The following is a 16,906-nucleotide window of genomic DNA, read 5'->3' as shown; positions in this document are numbered from 1 at the left end:
AGGGATCAGTCTTTCTGCGCGGGACGCGAAGTGATGGTGTATCCCGTGCAGGTGAGTTCCGCGCCCTGGCCGAACAGTCGGCTCGCCGGATCGCTCTCGGAATCCCAGAAGACGGGCCGGGCATAGTGTTCGTCGTGTTCGGTGAGCTGGACCAGCCCGCCTTCCTCACCCGGACGGGTGGCGTCGAGGATCGTGAACATCCCAAGGCCGCAGTTGAGCTGGCGTGGCGCCACCGTGGCCTCTTCGCCGCCGTGGTCGAGGACCAGGTGCTCCCGGGACGAGAGGTGACGGCCGATCTGGTCGACGCGCATGACCTCGATCCCGTCGACGTACCAGCGGGCGACCCCCGCCGTGCGGTCGTAGCCCACGCCCAACCGGTGCTCCTGCTCCGGCGTGCGCGGCCCGACCGGGACGGTGTAGAGGAACGCCGCATAGTTTCCGTGCTGCTCGCGGACGAACGGAAGCCGCTCATAGCCGGCGTAGATCCGCTCGTTCGACAGGAAGAAGTCGAAGAGCACGAACGTCTCGACGTCCAGCAGCGGCATGCACACGGCGGCCAGTCTCAGGTCGTCGCCCGCCGCGACCACCCGGCCGCCGAACGGATGCCCCTCCGTCCCGTACGTCCGGCCGCCGAGGACGGCCTCGATCAGCAGTTCCCGCCCGGGTTCGGCGTCGAAGCCCGGCAGCCCGGTGGAGGCGGTGTTGGTGCCGTACACCAGCCATTTGACGTGGTCGAGGACGCCGGGCAGGGCGGCCGGGTCGCCGTTCTCCCGGCCGGTCGTGCGCAGGAACGCGGGTTCCCCGGTCACCGGGTGGCGGCCCCGGGAGCGGACCCGGAGCCCCTTCCCGGTGCCGGTCGGCTCGCCGTCGTCGCCCACGAGGGCGCCGAAGGCGTAGTGGGCCCAACGGGCGTCGGGGCCGGTGGTCCGCAGCCCGCCGCCGAAGTCGTCCCAGACGAGGTGGTAGGGCCCCGACATGGCTCGCTCCCGCCGGTCAGAAGGTGATGACGGTCTTGCCGCGGTTCGCCGCGGCGGCGAAGTCGACGACCGCCGCGACCGCTTCGGAGAACGGGCGGACGGAGCTGACCTCGATCGCCAGTGTTCCGCCGGCGGCCTTGCCGACCAGCTCGTCGAGCCTTCCGATGCCGCCCTCGACGCCGGTGTAGACGGCGGTGACGTCGCGGTCGAAGCTCGGCGGCCCGCCGAGCGTGGACACGATCCGGCCGCCCGGCTTGGCGGCGGCCGCGGTCGCCGCGAGACCGGGTCCGAAGTTGACCAGGTCGATGACGGCGTCCACGCCGCCCGGCTCGGCCGCGCGGGCCAGTTCGGCCACGTCGCCGGCGGTGTAGTCGACGGCCTCCTTCGCGCCGAGTCCGCGCACGTAGTCGGCCTCGTCCCTGGTCGCCGTGGCCAGCACCTTCACACCGGCCTGCGCGGCGAGCTGGACGGCGAAGGAGCCGACGCCGCCGGTGGCGCCGACGATCAGCAGCGTGCCGCCCGTCGGCACGTCGGCCGCCGTGATCACGGCGGCGGCGGTCATCGCGGCGACGGGCAGCGCGGCGCCCTGCACGGGGTCGAGGCCGGCCGGCCGCCTGACCACGGTCGGCCCGGCGTTCGCCAGGGCGTACTCCGCGAGCGCGCCCGACCCGCCGTAGGTGAAGGCGATGACCTCGTCCCCGACCCGGAGGTCCTGGACGCCCTCGCCGAGCGCCTCGACGGTGCCCGCCGCGTCGAGACCGAGCGCGAACGGATGGTCCACCGGCATCTGGTCCTTCATGACGCCCGTGCTCAGCTTGACGTCGAGCGGGTTCAGGGCGGCGGCCTTCAGCTTGATGAGCACCTGGCCGGGGCCCGCCTCGGGACGGGGCTGGTCGGCCACGACCAGATCCTCGACCGGGACGTAACCGGGAGCGACGACGACCTTCATGAGGTTTCTCCTTCGGATGATTGCGGCGGCGGCTTCTGCTGCCGCCGCCAGTACAGGACGCGGTGCTGCGGACGGCCGTCGATGATCGCGGTGCCGCGAAGCGTGAGCGACGATCCCGCCAGCTCGAGGTCGCGTACCTGCTCGGTACCGATCTGATGCGGGTGGACGCTGGCCTCGACCGCGTGCACGACCCTGTGATACCCCTCCAACCGCCAGGTTCCCGAGTAGCTCATGAACTCCTCGGGAAGGCTCATCGGCGGCAGCAGGCCGGCCGACAGCTCCAGGTCGGCGGGCCCGGGTTCGGTTCTCATCATGGCCACGGCCATGCGGCCGTCGGAGCGGTAGGCCAGCAGGCCGCGCGGAGCCCGCCCCAGCGGCCCGACGCACGCGTTTCCGTGCTCGTCGAGATCGTGGTAGGCGTGCAGCGTCCAGACTCCGAGGACGGGGACTTTCACGGTCACCGCTGATCAACTCCTGGTGATCCGGACTGGACCCGCGCTGAATTCCGCCCCCTGCCCGAACAACCGGCTGCTCTCCTTGCTCGCGGGATCGAGGAAGCGCTGCGCGGCGGGGTAGAACCCCTCGTCCGTTGAGATCCGGACCGCCCCGGGGCCGCCGTCCGGGCCGGTGGCGTCCAGCAGCGTGAAGATTCCGAGACCGGCGTTGAGCTGGCGGGGTTCGGCGACGCTCTCGGTTCCCGAATGGTCCAGAACGAGGTGCTCGCGCCCTGGCAGGTGGTAGCCGAGCCGGGACACCCGGAACACCTCGTCTCCCTCGATCAGCCAGCGCACCACTCCGGCGGTGCGGTCGTAGGCGATCTTCAGCAGGTGGCGGTCGCCGGGTGACCTCGGGGCGAGCGGAACGGCGTAGGAGAACGCCGCGTACTCGCCGAGCGCCTCCCGGGCGAAGGGCAGCCGCTCGTAGAAGGCGTAGATGCGGGTATTGGTGAGGAAGAAGTCGAAGACCAGGAACGTCTCAGGGTCGAACGCGTTGAACGCCACGGCGGCCAGGCGCAGGTCGTCGGGTAAGACCGCGTCGCCGAACGGATGCGCCCCAGTGCCGTGGGTACGGCCGGTGAACGACGTCTCGAAAGCCAGTTCCAGCCCGGGCGGGGCGTCGAATCCGGGTACTCCCGCCGACCCTGTGTGGGACGTGTAGGCCAGCCATTTGACGTGGTCCAGCGTGCCGGGAAGCGCGTCCCCGGGTGCGATCGTCCGGGTGAAGGGCCGGGACACGACGTGGAGTTCGCCCATGCCGGTCGCGACCTCTCCGTCATCGGCGATATGCGGTCCGGCCGCCGAGTAGGCCCAGCGTGCGGCCGGTCCCGCGGCGCGGAATTCCTCGGTGAAGTCGTCCCACACGATGTCGAGTCGTTCTGGCATGACGGTCCCTCCCCAACGGCGTCGACGGGCTGCGGCCATGCTGACAACACGGACTTGACGGGTCCTGGAACGGTGATCGACTAGGCGGCGCGGCCGCGCGCCAGCCGGGCGGCGACGGTGGCCAGGCGCTCACCCTGGTAGGCGGCGGCCTTGAGCAGGGCGTCGCTCGCCTCACCGGCTCCCGAGGGGTGGCTGACGCCGTAGGGGTTGCCGCCCGCGGCGTAGAGCATCGGGTCGGTGTAGCCGGGCGGAATGATGAAACATCCCCAGTGGTGCATGGTGTTGTAGAGCGCGAGCAGCGTGGACTCGTTGCCGCCGTGGGTGTTGATCGCGCTGGTGAACGCCGTGACCGGCTTGTCGGCCAGCTCGCCCGCCTGCCAGAGGCCGCCGGTGGTGTCCAGGAACTGCTTGAGCTGCGCGGCGACGTTTCCGAAACGGGTGGGGGTGCCGAAGGCGTAGGCGTCCGCCCAGCTCAGGTCCTCCAGGGCGGCGAGCTGCACTTCGTTCGCGGTGCTGTCGGCGTGGGCCCGCCACGCGGGGTTCGCGTCGATGGCCTCCTGCGGCGCTAACTCTGCGACCCGCCGCAGCCGGACCTCCGCGCCGGCCTTGGCGGCTCCTTCGGCCACGGCCTGGGCGAGCCTGTGCACGTTGCCCGTGGCGGAGTAGTAGATCACGGCGACCTTGGTGGTCATGGGTTCCCCTGTGTCCTCGGGAAGGCCCGAAGCCCTCGAATTGCCTCGAATGTGCTCGGTGCGTCGTTCCGATCGGGTGGTGCGGAGAGACCTGGGCGCTCGGGCCCGGGGAAAGAACATCGGGCCCAGAGAAAGGACATCTCGCTCATACCGGATAGCTCTCCGCTTGCTATCCTGAGGCTAACCGAAGAGCTCTCCGGATAGCAAGGCGCGCCGCCCGGTGCGGCGCACCCGGATACGGTCTGAGAGCCGTGCCGATCAGCCGTGCCGATCAGCCGTCCGCGGCGGGAAGGAGGTCCGTGTGGCCCGCGACGCGCCCACCGGGCTTCCGATGGCGGGGCAGCCGCCCACCGAACGCGCCGACGCGACCAGGAACCGCATGAAGATCCTCCGCGCCGCGGCGGCGATGATCGCCGAGCGCGGCGCGGCGGAACTGTCGCTGGACGAGGTGGCCAAGGCCGCCGAGGTCGGCGTCGCGACCGTGTACCGCAAGTACCGCGACCGGTCGCAGCTCATCTTCGCGCTGCTGGACGAGCAGGAGCGCGAGTTCCAGCAGGCGTTCATCAACGGGCCGCCTCCGCTCGGCCCGGGAGCCCCGCCCGGCGATCGGATCCACGCGTTCCTGCACGCACTGGTCGACCGGATGGAGACCCAGGTCGACCTGCTCCTGCTGGCCGAGAACACGTCGTCAGGCAGGTTCCGCAGCGTCCCGTACGCCGTGCACCACACCCACCTCTCCATTCTTCTGGCGCAGCTCATCCCGGAAGCCGACTCCGCGTACCTCGCCGACGCCCTGCTGGCGCCGCTGTCGGCGACCCTCGTCTCCTACCAGCTCAAGGAGCGAGGGCTGAGCATCGACGAGGTCAGGGCCGGGCTGGACGACCTCCTCCGGCTCATGGGCTGCCCGCTCTCGCACTGACCGCTCCCGCACCGACCGCTCCCGGGCCGACCGCGTTCAAGCCGCGTTCGAGTTTCCTTTGATCGGGCCGCGACAGACTTTGGCAATCCTCGACGGCGACCCCCAGCAGTGACGACGCGCTACTCGCCTGCCGAAGAGGTGCCCCATGTTCCCGCCCATCTCCGCCGATGACGAGACCATCCGCCGCCACCTGCTCGACGCCGAGGTACCGCCTTTGCTGATGACGGTCGCGCACCTCACCGACGACCTAGCGGTTCTGCCTGGAGAGCTCCGGCCGAACGAGTGGCTGCTGCGTCCCCAGGGCGGCCTCGACCAGGAGCAGCAGGACGCTGCCCGGCAGGCGGCGTTCGAGGTGCTGACGAAGCTCAGGGACTCCGCGCCGCCGACCCCGGAGCCGCCCGACGGGGAGCGCCTCCGGCGGCTCACCTCATGGGCGATGGGGTACGACACCGCGGACCTGGTCCCGCTGCTGGCCGAGGAACTCGGCCTCACCGGCAAGGCCGCGAACTGGACCGCCCCGCGGATCGCGCCCGGCCGCCGGTTGCGCGTGGCCGTCATCGGCGCCGGCATGAGCGGCCTGCTGGCGGCCCACCGGCTGAGCGAGGCGGGCGTGCCCTGCACCGTCTACGAACGCAGCTCCGACGTCGGCGGCACCTGGCACGCCAACGACTACCCCGGCTGCCGCGTCGACGTGCCGAGCCACCTCTACAGCTACTCCTTCGCGCTCAGAACCGACTGGCCGGAACACTTCTGCACCCGCGACGTCCTCCGCGACTACTTCCGCGAGTTCGCCAAGGACACCGGTCTCTACGAGCGGATCCGGCTCGGCACGGAGGTGACCGCCGCGGAATGGGACGAGGACGCCGCCTGCTGGCGGCTGTCCCTGGAGACGGCGGACGGCGCCGCCGAGGCCGAGGCGGAGGTGCTCGTCAGCGCCACCGGCCAGCTCAGCAGGCCCGCCTATCCGTCCATTCCGGGGCGTGAATCCTTCGCCGGGGCGTCCTTCCATTCGGCCGAATGGGACCATTCGATCGACCTGGCCGGAAAGCGGGTCGCCGTGGTCGGCACGGGGGCCAGCGCATGCCAGTTCATCCCCGAACTGGCGGGCCAGGTCGCGGAGCTGAGCGTCTTCCAGCGGACGCCCCCGTGGCTGCGGCCCACACCGCATTACCGGCAGCCCGTCCCCGAAGGCATGCGCTGGCTGCTGGAGAACCTCCCCTACTACTCGGCATTCCTGCGTTTCTGGCTGCTGGCGCCCGGTCTCCACGGCGTCCTGGAGCAGTGGGTGGTCGATCCGGAGTTCCCGCCGACCGAACGCGCGGTGTCCGCGTTGAACGAGCAGGCGCGGTCACGGCTGGCCGCCTACCTGGAGGCGCAGCTCGCCGACAGGCCGGATCTCCTCCCCAAGGTCATGCCCGACTACCCGGTGGGGGCCAAGCGCGTCCTCCGTGACGACGGCCGCTGGCTCGCGACGTTGAAACGCGATGACGTCCGCCTCGTCACCGAGCCCATCCGGGAGATCACGCCGACCGGGATAGCGACGGCGGACGGCCGGTTCCACGAGGTGGACGCCATCGTCTACGGCACCGGTTTCCGCGCCGCGGAGTTCCTCATGCCGATGCGGGTCACCGGCCGCGGCGGACGCGACCTGCATGCCATGTGGAGCGGGGACGCCCGCGCCTACCTCGGCCTGACCATCCCGGGATTCCCCAACCTGTTCTGCCTGTACGGACCCAACACGAATCTGTCCGGCCAGGGCGGCAGCATCTTCTACTTCTCCGAATGCGGCGTCACCTACCTGCTGGACGCGGTCCGGCATCTGCTGGCCACGTCGACGGCCTCCCTTGAGGTGCGCCGCGACGTCCACGACGACTACAACGCGCGGCTCGACACGGCGAACGCCAACCGGGCCTGGGGCTGGTCGAAGGTCCCGAGCTGGTTCGTCAACGCCTCCGGGCGGACCGCGCAGAACTGGCCCTTCACCGCCGAGGAGTACTGGAAGCGCACCAACCGGATCGACACCGCCGAGTACGTCGGCACACCGTTGAAAACCTCCGGAGAGGACTGACACACCACATGAACGAATCGCACGGACCGCAGATCCTGGACGGCGGGGAGGCCGTCGACGGGGACGCGCCCCCCTCGGCGTCCCCGATCCCCTTGGACGGCACGGTCACGGTCACCCCCGGCAGCCCCCGCTTCAAGGAGTTGACGGTCGGCAACAACCAGCGCTGGGTGGCCGCCCCCGAGTCGGTGCAGATCGCCGGTGACGCCGACGACGTGCTCCGCATCGTCCAGAAGGCGGTGCGCGGCGGCAAGCGGGTGTCGGTCCGAGGAGGCGGCCACTGCTATGCCGACTTCGTCTACAGCACCAGCACCGAGGTCATCATCGACACCTCGGCGATGAACCGGATCTCCTGGGACCCGGCCTACCACGCCTTCGCCGTCGAGCCCGGCGCCGAGCTCGGCCGGGTGTACGAGGTGCTCTACCGGAGGTGGGGCGTCACGGTGCCCGGCGGGGTGTGCCCCTTCGTCGGCATCGCCGGCCACGCCACCGGCGGCGGCTACGGCCTGCTCTCGCGCAGGTTCGGGGTGGTGGCCGACCACATCGCGGCCGTGGAGATGGTCGTGGTGGACTCCCGCGGTCGCGCGAGGCTCGTGACGGCGTCGCGCCGTCCCTCCGACCCGAACCACGACCTGTGGTGGGCCGTCTGCGGCGGCGGGGGCGGCAACTTCGGCGTCATCACCAAGTACTGGTTCCGGTCGGCGGACGCCGCGGGCACCTCGCCCCGCGAGGCGCTCCCGAACCCGCCGAGCCAGGTCGTCGTCAGCGCGGGCTTCATCCCGTACGCCCGCCTGCCCCAGGACGCCTTCAGGACGCTGATCGGCAACTTCGGCGCCTGGCAGACCGCCAACGCGTCGCCCGCCTCGCCGTACACGTCGCTGTCCGGGATCGTCTTCGTCCCGCACAGGGCCGCCGGGGGACTCGGGCTGGTCACCCAGATCGACGCCACCGTGCCCGGCGCCACCACGCTGCTGGACGACTACCTGACCGCCCTCGTGCGCGGGACCGGCATCCAGACGCCGACCCTCCCGCACCGGACGCTCAACTGGCTGGCGTCCACGCGCTACATCGGGACGAGCCAGCCCGCCCTGATGACCGACCCGAGCGAGCGCAGCGCGGTCAAGAGCGCCTACATGCGGCAGCCGTTCACCCCCCGGCAGATCGACGCCATCTACGAGAACATCATGCGGACCGACTACGCCAACATGTCCGCGACCGTGCAGCTCACCGGGGTGGCCGGCGGGAAGGTCAACGCCGTGGCCGCGGACGCCACCGCCTACTCCCACCGCAACGCCACCTATCTGGCGCTGTTCGAGAACTTCTGGGTCCCGGAGAGTGAGGACGCCCAGCACATCGGCTGGCTCCGCGACATCTTCGGCCAGGTCTTCGCCGATACCGGCGGCTACCCGACGCCGGGCGCCCAGACCGACGGGTGCTACATCAACTCCCCGGACCCCGACATCCTCGACCCGGCCTACAACAAGTCCGGCGTTCCGTGGTCGACCCTCTACTACGGCGGCAACTACCCGCGGCTCCAGCGGGTGAAGGCGAAGTGGGACCCGACGGACTTCTTCCGCCACTCCCAGTCGATCGCCCTGCCTCGCTGACCGGACGCCGCCCGGCTCCGGGCGGGGTCCCTGGAGTCGCCATGTTCGACCCGAACAGGCTCGATCCCGAACTCGCGGCGGCGCTCGCCGCCGCGCCCGGACCGGCGATCGACTTCTCCGGGCTGTCCCATGCCGACCTGCCCGCCCTCCGGAAGACGCTGGGCGACCTCGCCGCCCGGCGGGCGGCCGCCGCGCGGGCGGCCGCGCCCCGGGTCGCCGTGCAGGACGGGCGGACGCCGGACGGCCTCAGGCTCCGGATCTACCGGCCCGCCGACCGCCCGGAGCCGCTGCCCTGCCTGTACTGGATCCACGGCGGCGGGATGATCGTCGGGACCCCGGAAGGGGACGAGGCGATGATGCTCCGCATTGCGGACGAGGCGGACCTGGCCGTCGTCTCGGTCGACTACCGGCTCGCTCCGGAGCACCCGCATCCCGCCCCGGTGACGGACTGCCACGCGGGCCTGCTCTGGACGGCGGCGCACGGCGCCGCCCTCGGCATCGACACGGACCGGCTGGCCATCGGCGGCAGCAGTGCCGGCGGCGGCCTGGCCGCCGCGACCGCGCTGCTGGTCCGCGACGGCGGGGGCCCGGACCTCGTTCTCCAGGCGCTGCTCTATCCGATGCTCGACGACCGCTGCGCGAGCCCGTCGAGCCTGGAGTTCACCGGCACCCCGGTCTGGAACCTGGCCGCGAGCCGGTTCGGCTGGTCCGCGCTGCTCGGCGAGTCCGCGGGCTCCGACGGCGTGTCCTGCTACGCCGCCCCGGCCCGGGCGGCCGACCTGTCAGGTCTGCCGCCGGCCTACCTGACCGTGGGGGAGATCGAGCCGTTCCGGGACGAATGCCTGGCCTTCGGGCAACGGCTCGTCCAGGCCGGTGTCCCCACCGAGCTCCATCTGTACCGCGGGGCCTTTCACCGTTTCGACGTCCTCGCTCCGGACGCGGCGGTCAGCAGAAGAGCGCAGGCGGAACTCGTTCAGGCCCTCAGCCGGGCCCTCCAGGCCGAAGAAGCGTGAACGCCGCCCCTGAATCGCCCGGGGCGGCGTCCACACTCGTGTTCTACGCCTTTACGCGTCTCCCACCAGATGGCCGGGCTCCATCCCGTCCGGGACGGGCTGCGCGACGTCCCAGTGCTCGCACACCCGGCCGTCGCGGACGCGAAAGATGTCGACGCTGACCATCGGGGCGGCTCCGGGGGACGGCCGGAGCAGGTTGTGGGTCCACACGAGGTCCTCGTCGGCGCTGCTCCGGACCACTTCCAGCGTGAACTCCGGGAGGTTGGCGGCGACCTGTTCCCGGAACGCCGTTAACGTGCCCTCCCGTCCGGTGCCGACGTCCGGGCGGTGGTTGACGAAGTCCTCGGCCATCAGTTCCCGGGCGCGGGAGAAATCCTTGTCGTTGTAGAAGGCCTGGATGAACTCGGCGACCAGCTTCTTGTTCGCCGCCGGGCTTCCGTGCGCCATGGTCAGTCTCCTGCCTGCTGCTCAGTGGTCGGTTGGACCAGTTCATCGACGAATGAAGTGGAATGCTCGGCATTCCGGAATCGCGGGTGGTCGAGCATGGAGAGCAGAAAGTCCCGGGTCGTGTGAAGCGTGGGACCGGAGACCCGGAACTCCATCAGCGACCGCTTCATCCGCTGGATCGCCTCGTCCCTTCCAGGCGCCCAGACGACGAGCTTAGCCAGCAGGGAGTCGTAGTTCGGTGGAACGACATACCCGGAGTGGACGTGGGTGTCGACGCGCACGAAAGGCCCTCCGGGCGGGACGAACTCGGTGACCGGGCCGGGCGTGGGGACGAACCCGAGCGCCGGGTTCTCGGCGTTGATCCGGCATTCGATCGCCGCTCCGCGCGGGACCACGTCCTCCTGGAGGAGGCCGAGCGGCTCGCCGCCGGCGATCCGGATCTGCCGCTGGACCAGGTCGATCCCCGTCGCCATTTCGGTGACGGGATGCTCCACCTGGATCCGGCAGTTGACCTCCATGAAGTAGTAGCCGCCGTCCGGTCCGACCAGGAACTCGAAGGTCCCCGCCCCGGAGTACCTCGCGGCCAGCGCGCCCCGCACCGCCGACCGGCCGATCCGCTCGGCGAGCCCGTCGGGGAGCCTCGGCGCGGGCGTCTCCTCGATGAGCTTCTGATGCCTGCGCTGCACACTGCAGTCACGCTCACCCAGGTGGACCGCGTCTCCCCGGCCGTCGCAGAGCACTTGGATCTCGACGTGCCGGGCGTTCTCCAGGTACCGCTCGACGTACACGGTCCCGTCGCCGAAGAGGAGCTGCGCCGTCGCCTGCGTACGCCGGAACTCCTCGTCGAAGCAGGCCGGGTCGCGGACCACCGACATCCCCCGGCCGCCTCCGCCGGCCGCCGCCTTGACGATGACCGGGAACCCGATCTCCGCGACCAGCTCCCTGGCGGACGCGGCGTCGAGCGGGTCGAGGCTGCCCGGCAGCAGCGGCAGGCCGGCCTTCGCCATGAGGGCGCGGGCCGAGGTCTTGTCGCCGAGCTCGGCCATCACCGAGGCGGGCGGGCCGATCAGCGTGATGCCGAGGGACTCGCAGGCGTCGGCGAAGTCCGGGGACTCCGACAGGAAGCCGTAGCCCGGATGGACGGCCTCCGCGCCCGTCTGCTGGGCGGCCTGCAGGACCGCGGCGGCGTTCAGGTAGCTGCGCTGCGGCGGCCCGGGCCCGATCTGGACGCTCTCGTCCGCGAACCCGACCACGGCCGAGTCGCGGTCGGCCTCGGAGTGCACGGCGACGGTCGGGATGCCCATCTCCCGGCAGGTCCGGGCGACCCGGAGCGCGATCTCACCCCGGTTCGCGATGAGGATCTTCGCGAACACGCGCTCACCCGGTCCGGTCGCCGAAGCCGCTGAGCTCGGCCTTGGCCGGCTCCGTCGAGCCGAACCGGCGGAACCGGAGTCGCCGGTCGGCGACGAGCTCCGGGCCGCTGAGCCCGTCGAGCTCGTGGAGCGCCTGGCCGACCGCGTCCCGGAGCAGGTCGGCCGCCCGCAGCGGGTCGGCCTTCGTGCTCTCCCCGGGCTCGGGGATCACACCGTCCACGACTCCGAGCAGGAGCAGGTCCCGCGAGTTCACCCGGAGAGCCTCGGCCGCTATCGGCGCGGAGGCGGCGTCCTTCCACACGATGGAGGCGCAGCCCTCCGGACTGATCACCGAGTAGACGCCGTTGGCGAACATCAGCACCCGGTTCGCGACGGCCAGCGCGAGGGCCCCGCCGCTGCCGCCCTCGCCGATGACGACGCTCACCACCGGCACCGTGAGCCCGGCCATCAGGCGGAGGTTCTCGGCGATGGCCACCGACTGGCCCTGCTCCTCGGCGTCGGCGCCCGGGTAGGCGCCCGGCGTGTCGACGAGGGTGACGACCGGGATCCCGAGCTTGTCGGCGAGCCGCATCAGCCGCGCGGCCTTCCGGTACCCGGCGGGCGTGGGCATGCCGTAGTTGCGGGCCTGGAGCTGGGCGGGAGTGTGGCCCTTCTGCTGGCCGATCACCATGACCGGGCGGCCGTCGAGCCGGGCCGTCCCGCCCACGACGGCCGGGCACTCGCCGGAGATCCGGTCGCCGTGCAGTTCCTGGAAGCCCTCGAAGGCCGTGGTCAGATAGTCGAGCGTGGTGGGCCGGCCGAGATCGCGGGCCAGCCTGACCTGCCGCCACGAGTCCGGCTCCGGCAGCACGTCCGGGTCCCTCACCAGCGACGCCGCCGCGGGCGGCGCCGGCGGTTCGGTCAGGCCGCCCGCCCGGAGCAGCCGGCCCAGTTCGGCCCTGAGCCGCGAGCGCGGGACGATCATGTCGATGAAGCCGCGCTCCAGCAGGAACTCCGCGGTCTGGAACTCCGCCGGGAGCGTCTGCCGGATGGTCTGCTCGATCACCCGGCGTCCGGCGAAGCCCAGCCGCGCGCCCGGCTCGGCCATGATCACGTCGGTGAGCGTGGCGAAGGACGCCGCGACGCCGCCGTAGGTCGGGTCGGCGATCAGCGAGACCGTCAGGACGCCGGCCTCGTCGAGCGCCAGGAGCGCCGCGCTCGTCTTGGCCATCTGCATGAGCGACAGCGCGCCCTCCTGCATCCGGGCGCCGCCCGAGGAGGTCACCAGGATCAACGGGGTCAGCTCGTCCAGCGCCGTCTCCATGGCCGCCGTGATCGCCTCGCCGACGGCGCAGCCGAGGCTGCCTCCCATGAAACGGAAGTCCATCACCGCGAGGATCACCGGGGTTCCCTCGACGGCGGCCCGCGCGCAGAGCACTCCGTCCGCCATGCCCGTGCGGTGCCGCGCGTCGGCCAGCCGCGACGTGTAGGGGACGGTGTCCGCGAAGTTCAGCGGATCGGACGGCGTGACCGGGACCGGCAGCGGGTCGTACTCGCCGTCGTCGGCGAGTTGCCGCAGCCGCTCGTCGGCGGTGAGCGGGCGGTGCGCGTCGCATTCGGGGCAGACGTTGAGGTTGCGGCTGACGCGTCTCCCGTACAGCGGGTATCCGCAGTTCGAGCAGAGCACCCAGTCGAAGTACTCGGTCACGGCCGCGTCTCCTCGTCGTCGAACACGGTGGCGGCATAGGCGTTGGCGGCGGGCTCGAACTGGAGCGCGACATGGCTGGCGGCGGAGTGGACGTCCCGCCAGAAGCGCTGGACGGGGCTGCCGGTCGACTGGCCGCTCGTCCCGGCCAGGTCGAAGAGCAGGTCGACCGCGTGCACCAGCGTCCGGACGGCGATCGCGCAGTCTCGCAGGTTGCGCGCGGTCAGCGCCGGGGTGAGGGCCGCGCGGGCGTCGGCGACGGCGCCCGCTCGGTCCAGCAGCAGCGCGGCGGAGTCGATCTCCCCGGACGCCTGGGCGAGGGCCATGTCGAAGGAGGTGCGGCTCGGGCCGGGCGCTCCGGGACGGGAACGGGCGAGCTTCCCGGCGATGTAGCCGGTCCAGGCGGCGAGCGCCCCGCGAGCCGCGCCCAGGATCGGAGCGGCGAACGACAGCCCGTTCACCGTGTGGAGCGGGACCTGGTGGCAGTCGCCCTCGGCGGCGACGGCCTTTCCGGCGAACAGTTCCTCGCGCGGGAACGAGCGCGCGCCCGGGACGAAGGCGTCGTCCACCACGACCGTGTTGCTGCCGGTGGCCTGCATGCCGACGTTGAACCAGGACTCGGTGACCGTGTAGTCCCGCCGGGGGAGCGCGAAGATCCGCGGAGTCGCGTCCGGGACCGTCGCGCAGACCAGGGACCAGTCCGCGTAGTCGACGCCGCTGACGTACGGCCAGCTCCCGGACAGCCGCCAGCCCCCGGAGACGGCCCGCGCCGCCCCGAACGGCGACGGCGAGCCGACCACGACCGCGTCCGGTCCGCCCGCCCAGATCTCCCGCTGGCCGTCCAGGGGGAGATAGGCCGCGAAGCGCGGGAGGTAGGCCAGCAGCGAGGCGCACCAGGCGCTGGCCGCGCACGCCTCGCCGACCGTGGCGACCGAGGCGGTCAGCTCGGCGAAGCCGCCCTGCGTCCCGCCGAACCCCGCCGGGACGAAGTGCCGGGCGAACCCCGCGTCGATCAGTGCGCCCACGACGTCGGGGGCGAGCCGGCGGGAGTCCTCCGCGTCCGCCACGCACCGCGCCGCGACGGCGGCCGCGTCGGCCGCGGTCCTGGACACCCTCGGGACGTGCTGGTCCAGCATCGTTGTCTCCTCGTACTCGGTCGGGTCACCGGTTCAGGCAGGCGCCCCGGCCGGTGCACAGCGTGGCGAACTCGCGGCCGACGTAGACCGCCGGTTCGGTGGGTCCGTCGGGGACGTGCAGGTGCTCGACCTGGCCGACGAGGACGACGTGGTCGCCCGCGTCGAACCGGCCGTACGCCGAGCACTCGATGGTGGCGAGGGCCGTCTCGACCACGGTCGAGCCGGCCCCGGTCCTGGTGAAGCCGCCGCGGGCGAACTTGTCCGGATGCTTCCCGGCGAAGTGCATCGCCAGCTCGGCGTGGTGCGGGCGGAGGATGCTGACCGCGAAGTGCTCGGTCCTCGCGAACATCGGGAAGCAGTTGGCCGTCCGTGCCAGGCAGACCAGGATCAGCGGCGGCGACATCGACACCGAGGTGACCGAGCTCGCCGTGAAGCCGTACGACGTGCCGTCCTGGTCGTGGGTCGTCACGATCGTGACGCCCGCGGGAAAGCGGGCCATCGCCTCACGGAAGGCGTCAGGTTCGGCGGCCATGGGTGTCGTGCCTCCTTTCAGGCCAGACAGGTGAGGGGGCGGCCGCCGTTGTAGGCGACCATCTCGTTGAAGATCTCGGTGAGGTCCAGCCGCCCGGGGGCGCCGGTGCCGGTGTCGGCGTTGGCTTCGGAGTTGGCCTCGGCGTAGGCGCGGTGCAGGTTGCCCACGAGCCGTTCGGCGTCGAGCAGGCCGGCGAACGCCCCGAGGTCGGCCTTGGTCGCGACCTCCAGCGGGGTGAGCCCGGCGGCCCTGCCATCGGCCGCCAGCCGCTGGACCCACCGCAGGTACGCGGCGTTGGCGTCGAACACCTCGGGCCCGGCGATCGGCCCGTGCCCGCAGACGACCGTCACGGGTTCGAGCGCGCGGAGCCGCTCGATGGCGGCGAGCGTGCCCGGCACCGATCCGAACAGGCAGAACGGCGTCGCCCCGGACATGACCACGTCCCCGGCGAAGAGCACCCGTTCCTCCGGGAGCCACGCCACGACGTCGTGCCCGGTGTGCGCCGGGGCGACGGAGACGAGTTCCACCCGGCGTTCCCCGAGGTGCAGGGTCAGCCGGTCCTGGAAGGTCACCGTGGGCAGGGTCACCCGGACGTCTCCCCACTCCACCTCGGGCCAGAGACCGGTCAGGGCCGTGCCGGTCTCGGCCATCTCGGCGCGGGCCCCGGCGTGCGCGACGATCGTCGCGCCGGGGCCGTAGCGGTGGTTCCCGAAGGTGTGGTCGCCGTGGCTGTGGGTGTTGACGAGCGTCCGTCCGGGGCCGGTCGCGCGCCGGTCGACGGCCTCGCGAAGCCGGCCCGCCCGGATCTCCGTCGCCAGGGTGTCGATGACCAGCATGCCGTCGGGCCCGGCGACCAGGCCGGCGTTGCTGACGCACCAGCCGCCGGGTTCCTGGACGTATCCGAAGACCCCGTCGGCCACCTCGACGATCACTGCAGGGCATCCTTCCGCCTGGCCCTCGCGTACTCCCCGGCGTGGGCGAGCGTGGTCCGGCTGTTCGTGCCGAGGGCGTCGCGGACGAACTCCCGCGCGTCCGCGACGCCCTTGCCGGGGCCGAGGACCTTCGTGACGGCCATCGGCTGGACGGCGACCATGTGCCGGGCGACGACGGCGGTGCCGCCGTCCCGCTCGGTCATCTCCCAGGCCCCGCTGTGCCCGATGAGCAGGGCCGGGGGGACGAGCTGCTTGTAGACGATCAGCTCGTCCGGGAAGCAGAGCCGGATCGATCGGGTGGTGTGGGCGCCGCCGTCGGAGGTGACGGTCTCCATCTCCATGTCCTGGATCCCGCGGACGGTCTCCGTCAGGTCGACCCGGCTCACGTGGGGCAGCCGGGACGGCCAGAGGTCGGCGCGGTCGATGAAGGTGAAGACGTCGGCGGCCGTGCCGGGGAGCAGGACCTCGTCCTCGAACGTGAAGAACAGGTCCTCCGGCGGGTGGCCCAGCTCGGCCACCCGGGCCGTCGCCGCGAGCTCCCGCTCGCTGTTGGCGTTCACCGCCTCGATCAGACCGTCGACGGCGCGCTCGTCGGTGGCGGTGAAGTCGTGGTGGAGCAGGACGCGGCAGCCGCCGCCGTCCAGCGGCCGGAACTCCCAGGCCCCGCCCATCGAGGCGATCGGCGGCTGGCTGCGCTCCTGCCGGAACTCGATCCGCCGCCCGGTCCTGTCGTGCGTCCGCCTGGACGTCCAGGTCTTCACCTCGCCGCCCACCGTCGCCCAGAGCTGGAAGCGCTCGGTCGTGGCGCCCCGCTCCAGGGACCGGACGCGGACGGTCGGCTCGAAGATCACCGGCCACCGGCCGGCGTCCTCGATCAGCCCGTACACGACCTCCGGCGGCGCCGCGATGTCGCGAGTGTGCAGTGTCCGATGCTCGCTCACGACGCCTCGACCAGCGTCTGGTTGACCCGGTCGAGGAGGTCGCGGGGAGTCTTCAGCTCGGCGATGTCGTCGTCGGGGATCACCACGCCGTACACCGCCTCCAGCCGGGCCCCGGTCTCCATCAGGGCGAGCGAGTCGTAGCCGATCTCCTCGAAATCGGTGTCGATGATGTCTCCGGCCAGGTCGACGCCGGTCACCTCGCCCGCGCACTGGACGAGGAGGTCGCGCAGGTCGTCGAGGCTGATGGTCTTGCTCAT

Annotated in this window: 17 protein-coding genes; 4 read left to right on the top strand and 13 right to left on the bottom strand. The window is 71.8% G+C overall.

From position 1 onward, the window contains the following. Nucleotides 1-5: 5 nt before the first annotated feature. The 5 genes from FXF65_RS11630 to wrbA form a co-directional block, all read right to left on the bottom strand. A complete protein-coding gene (locus tag FXF65_RS11630; RefSeq protein WP_148349773.1) occupies nt 6-977 on the bottom strand; it encodes a DUF6081 family protein in 972 nt (323 codons plus the stop codon). Between the two features lie 16 nt (nt 978-993). Next, entirely contained in the window at nt 994-1,926 is a 933-nt protein-coding gene (locus FXF65_RS11625) for an NADP-dependent oxidoreductase (RefSeq protein WP_148349772.1), read from the bottom strand. After that, complete coding sequence (locus FXF65_RS11620) at nt 1,923-2,387, bottom strand: lipocalin-like domain-containing protein (RefSeq protein WP_148349771.1); 465 nt, start codon at nt 2,385-2,387, stop codon at nt 1,923-1,925. The genes FXF65_RS11625 and FXF65_RS11620 overlap by 4 nt, the downstream gene beginning before the upstream one ends. Nucleotides 2,388-2,393: 6 nt before the next feature. After that, nucleotides 2,394-3,308: a DUF6081 family protein gene (locus FXF65_RS11615; protein ID WP_148349770.1), complete on the bottom strand. Its 915-nt coding sequence runs from the start codon at nt 3,306-3,308 to the stop codon at nt 2,394-2,396. A gap of 80 nt (nt 3,309-3,388) precedes the next feature. Continuing rightward, on the bottom strand, nt 3,389-4,000 hold the full coding sequence (wrbA, locus tag FXF65_RS11610; RefSeq protein ID WP_148349769.1) for an NAD(P)H:quinone oxidoreductase: 612 nt from the start codon (nt 3,998-4,000) through the stop codon (nt 3,389-3,391). Nucleotides 4,001-4,301: 301 nt separating this feature from the next. Between wrbA and FXF65_RS11605 the strand changes: the two genes are divergently transcribed. From FXF65_RS11605 to FXF65_RS11590, 4 genes are all read left to right on the top strand, one after another. Next, complete coding sequence (locus tag FXF65_RS11605) at nt 4,302-4,919, top strand: TetR/AcrR family transcriptional regulator (protein ID WP_246198495.1); 618 nt, start codon at nt 4,302-4,304, stop codon at nt 4,917-4,919. A 145-nt stretch (nt 4,920-5,064) separates the two neighbouring features. Then, on the top strand, nt 5,065-6,987 hold the full coding sequence (locus FXF65_RS11600) for a flavin-containing monooxygenase (RefSeq protein WP_148349768.1): 1,923 nt from the start codon (nt 5,065-5,067) through the stop codon (nt 6,985-6,987). An 8-nt stretch (nt 6,988-6,995) separates the two neighbouring features. Further along, nucleotides 6,996-8,591: an FAD-binding oxidoreductase gene (locus FXF65_RS11595; RefSeq protein WP_148349767.1), complete on the top strand. Its 1,596-nt coding sequence runs from the start codon at nt 6,996-6,998 to the stop codon at nt 8,589-8,591. A gap of 41 nt (nt 8,592-8,632) precedes the next feature. Next, on the top strand, nt 8,633-9,604 hold the full coding sequence (locus FXF65_RS11590; RefSeq protein ID WP_148349766.1) for an alpha/beta hydrolase: 972 nt from the start codon (nt 8,633-8,635) through the stop codon (nt 9,602-9,604). 51 nt (nt 9,605-9,655) lie between these two features. On the opposite strand, the gene FXF65_RS11585 is transcribed toward FXF65_RS11590, so the two are convergent. From FXF65_RS11585 to FXF65_RS11550, 8 genes are read right to left on the bottom strand one after another with little or no spacing between them, the layout of a single operon-like run. Beyond that, the gene (locus tag FXF65_RS11585) at nt 9,656-10,051 is read right to left on the bottom strand and encodes a nuclear transport factor 2 family protein (protein ID WP_148349765.1); all 396 of its coding nucleotides are present in this window, start codon (nt 10,049-10,051) and stop codon (nt 9,656-9,658) included. A gap of 2 nt (nt 10,052-10,053) precedes the next feature. Continuing rightward, the gene (locus FXF65_RS11580) at nt 10,054-11,424 is read right to left on the bottom strand and encodes an acetyl-CoA carboxylase biotin carboxylase subunit (RefSeq protein ID WP_148349764.1); all 1,371 of its coding nucleotides are present in this window, start codon (nt 11,422-11,424) and stop codon (nt 10,054-10,056) included. A 4-nt stretch (nt 11,425-11,428) separates the two neighbouring features. After that, a complete protein-coding gene (accA, locus tag FXF65_RS11575; protein WP_148349763.1) occupies nt 11,429-13,111 on the bottom strand; it encodes an acetyl-CoA carboxylase carboxyl transferase subunit alpha in 1,683 nt (560 codons plus the stop codon). Next, nucleotides 13,108-14,244 carry an acyl-CoA dehydrogenase family protein gene (locus FXF65_RS11570; protein WP_148349762.1) on the bottom strand — a complete coding sequence of 379 codons (1,137 nt, stop codon included), beginning with the start codon at nt 14,242-14,244 and terminating at the stop codon, nt 13,108-13,110. The genes accA and FXF65_RS11570 overlap by 4 nt, the downstream gene beginning before the upstream one ends. 25 nt (nt 14,245-14,269) lie before the next feature. After that, nucleotides 14,270-14,776 carry a flavin reductase family protein gene (locus FXF65_RS11565; protein ID WP_148349761.1) on the bottom strand — a complete coding sequence of 169 codons (507 nt, stop codon included), beginning with the start codon at nt 14,774-14,776 and terminating at the stop codon, nt 14,270-14,272. 17 nt (nt 14,777-14,793) lie between these two features. After that, nucleotides 14,794-15,708, bottom strand: a complete 915-nt coding sequence (locus FXF65_RS11560; RefSeq protein WP_342787297.1) for an MBL fold metallo-hydrolase — start codon at nt 15,706-15,708, stop codon at nt 14,794-14,796. Then, a complete protein-coding gene (locus FXF65_RS11555; RefSeq protein ID WP_148349760.1) occupies nt 15,705-16,649 on the bottom strand; it encodes an aromatase/cyclase in 945 nt (314 codons plus the stop codon). The genes FXF65_RS11560 and FXF65_RS11555 overlap by 4 nt, the downstream gene beginning before the upstream one ends. Further along, nucleotides 16,646-16,906: an acyl carrier protein gene (locus FXF65_RS11550; protein ID WP_148349759.1), complete on the bottom strand. Its 261-nt coding sequence runs from the start codon at nt 16,904-16,906 to the stop codon at nt 16,646-16,648. The genes FXF65_RS11555 and FXF65_RS11550 overlap by 4 nt, the downstream gene beginning before the upstream one ends.

This window comes from Actinomadura syzygii (genome assembly GCF_008085905.1).
Taxonomy (GTDB): domain Bacteria; phylum Actinomycetota; class Actinomycetes; order Streptosporangiales; family Streptosporangiaceae; genus Spirillospora; species Spirillospora syzygii.
Note: the sequence above shows the minus strand (reverse complement) of the source record. Positions and strands in the feature narration are given on the sequence as shown.

Excerpts from the sequence above, each read along its gene's own strand:
- FXF65_RS11630 (WP_148349773.1), bottom strand. The coding sequence starts at position 977 with ATGTCGGGGCCCTACCACCTCGTCTGGGACGACTTCGGCGGCGGGCTG.
- FXF65_RS11625 (WP_148349772.1), bottom strand. The coding sequence starts at position 1,926 with ATGAAGGTCGTCGTCGCTCCCGGTTACGTCCCGGTCGAGGATCTGGTC.
- FXF65_RS11615 (WP_148349770.1), bottom strand. The coding sequence starts at position 3,308 with ATGCCAGAACGACTCGACATCGTGTGGGACGACTTCACCGAGGAATTC.
- wrbA (WP_148349769.1), bottom strand. The coding sequence starts at position 4,000 with ATGACCACCAAGGTCGCCGTGATCTACTACTCCGCCACGGGCAACGTG.
- FXF65_RS11600 (WP_148349768.1), top strand. The coding sequence starts at position 5,065 with ATGTTCCCGCCCATCTCCGCCGATGACGAGACCATCCGCCGCCACCTG.
- FXF65_RS11595 (WP_148349767.1), top strand. The coding sequence starts at position 6,996 with ATGAACGAATCGCACGGACCGCAGATCCTGGACGGCGGGGAGGCCGTC.
- FXF65_RS11590 (WP_148349766.1), top strand. The coding sequence starts at position 8,633 with ATGTTCGACCCGAACAGGCTCGATCCCGAACTCGCGGCGGCGCTCGCC.
- FXF65_RS11585 (WP_148349765.1), bottom strand. The coding sequence starts at position 10,051 with ATGGCGCACGGAAGCCCGGCGGCGAACAAGAAGCTGGTCGCCGAGTTC.
- FXF65_RS11570 (WP_148349762.1), bottom strand. The coding sequence starts at position 14,244 with ATGCTGGACCAGCACGTCCCGAGGGTGTCCAGGACCGCGGCCGACGCG.
- FXF65_RS11565 (WP_148349761.1), bottom strand. The coding sequence starts at position 14,776 with ATGGCCGCCGAACCTGACGCCTTCCGTGAGGCGATGGCCCGCTTTCCC.
- FXF65_RS11550 (WP_148349759.1), bottom strand. The coding sequence starts at position 16,906 with ATGAGCAAGACCATCAGCCTCGACGACCTGCGCGACCTCCTCGTCCAG.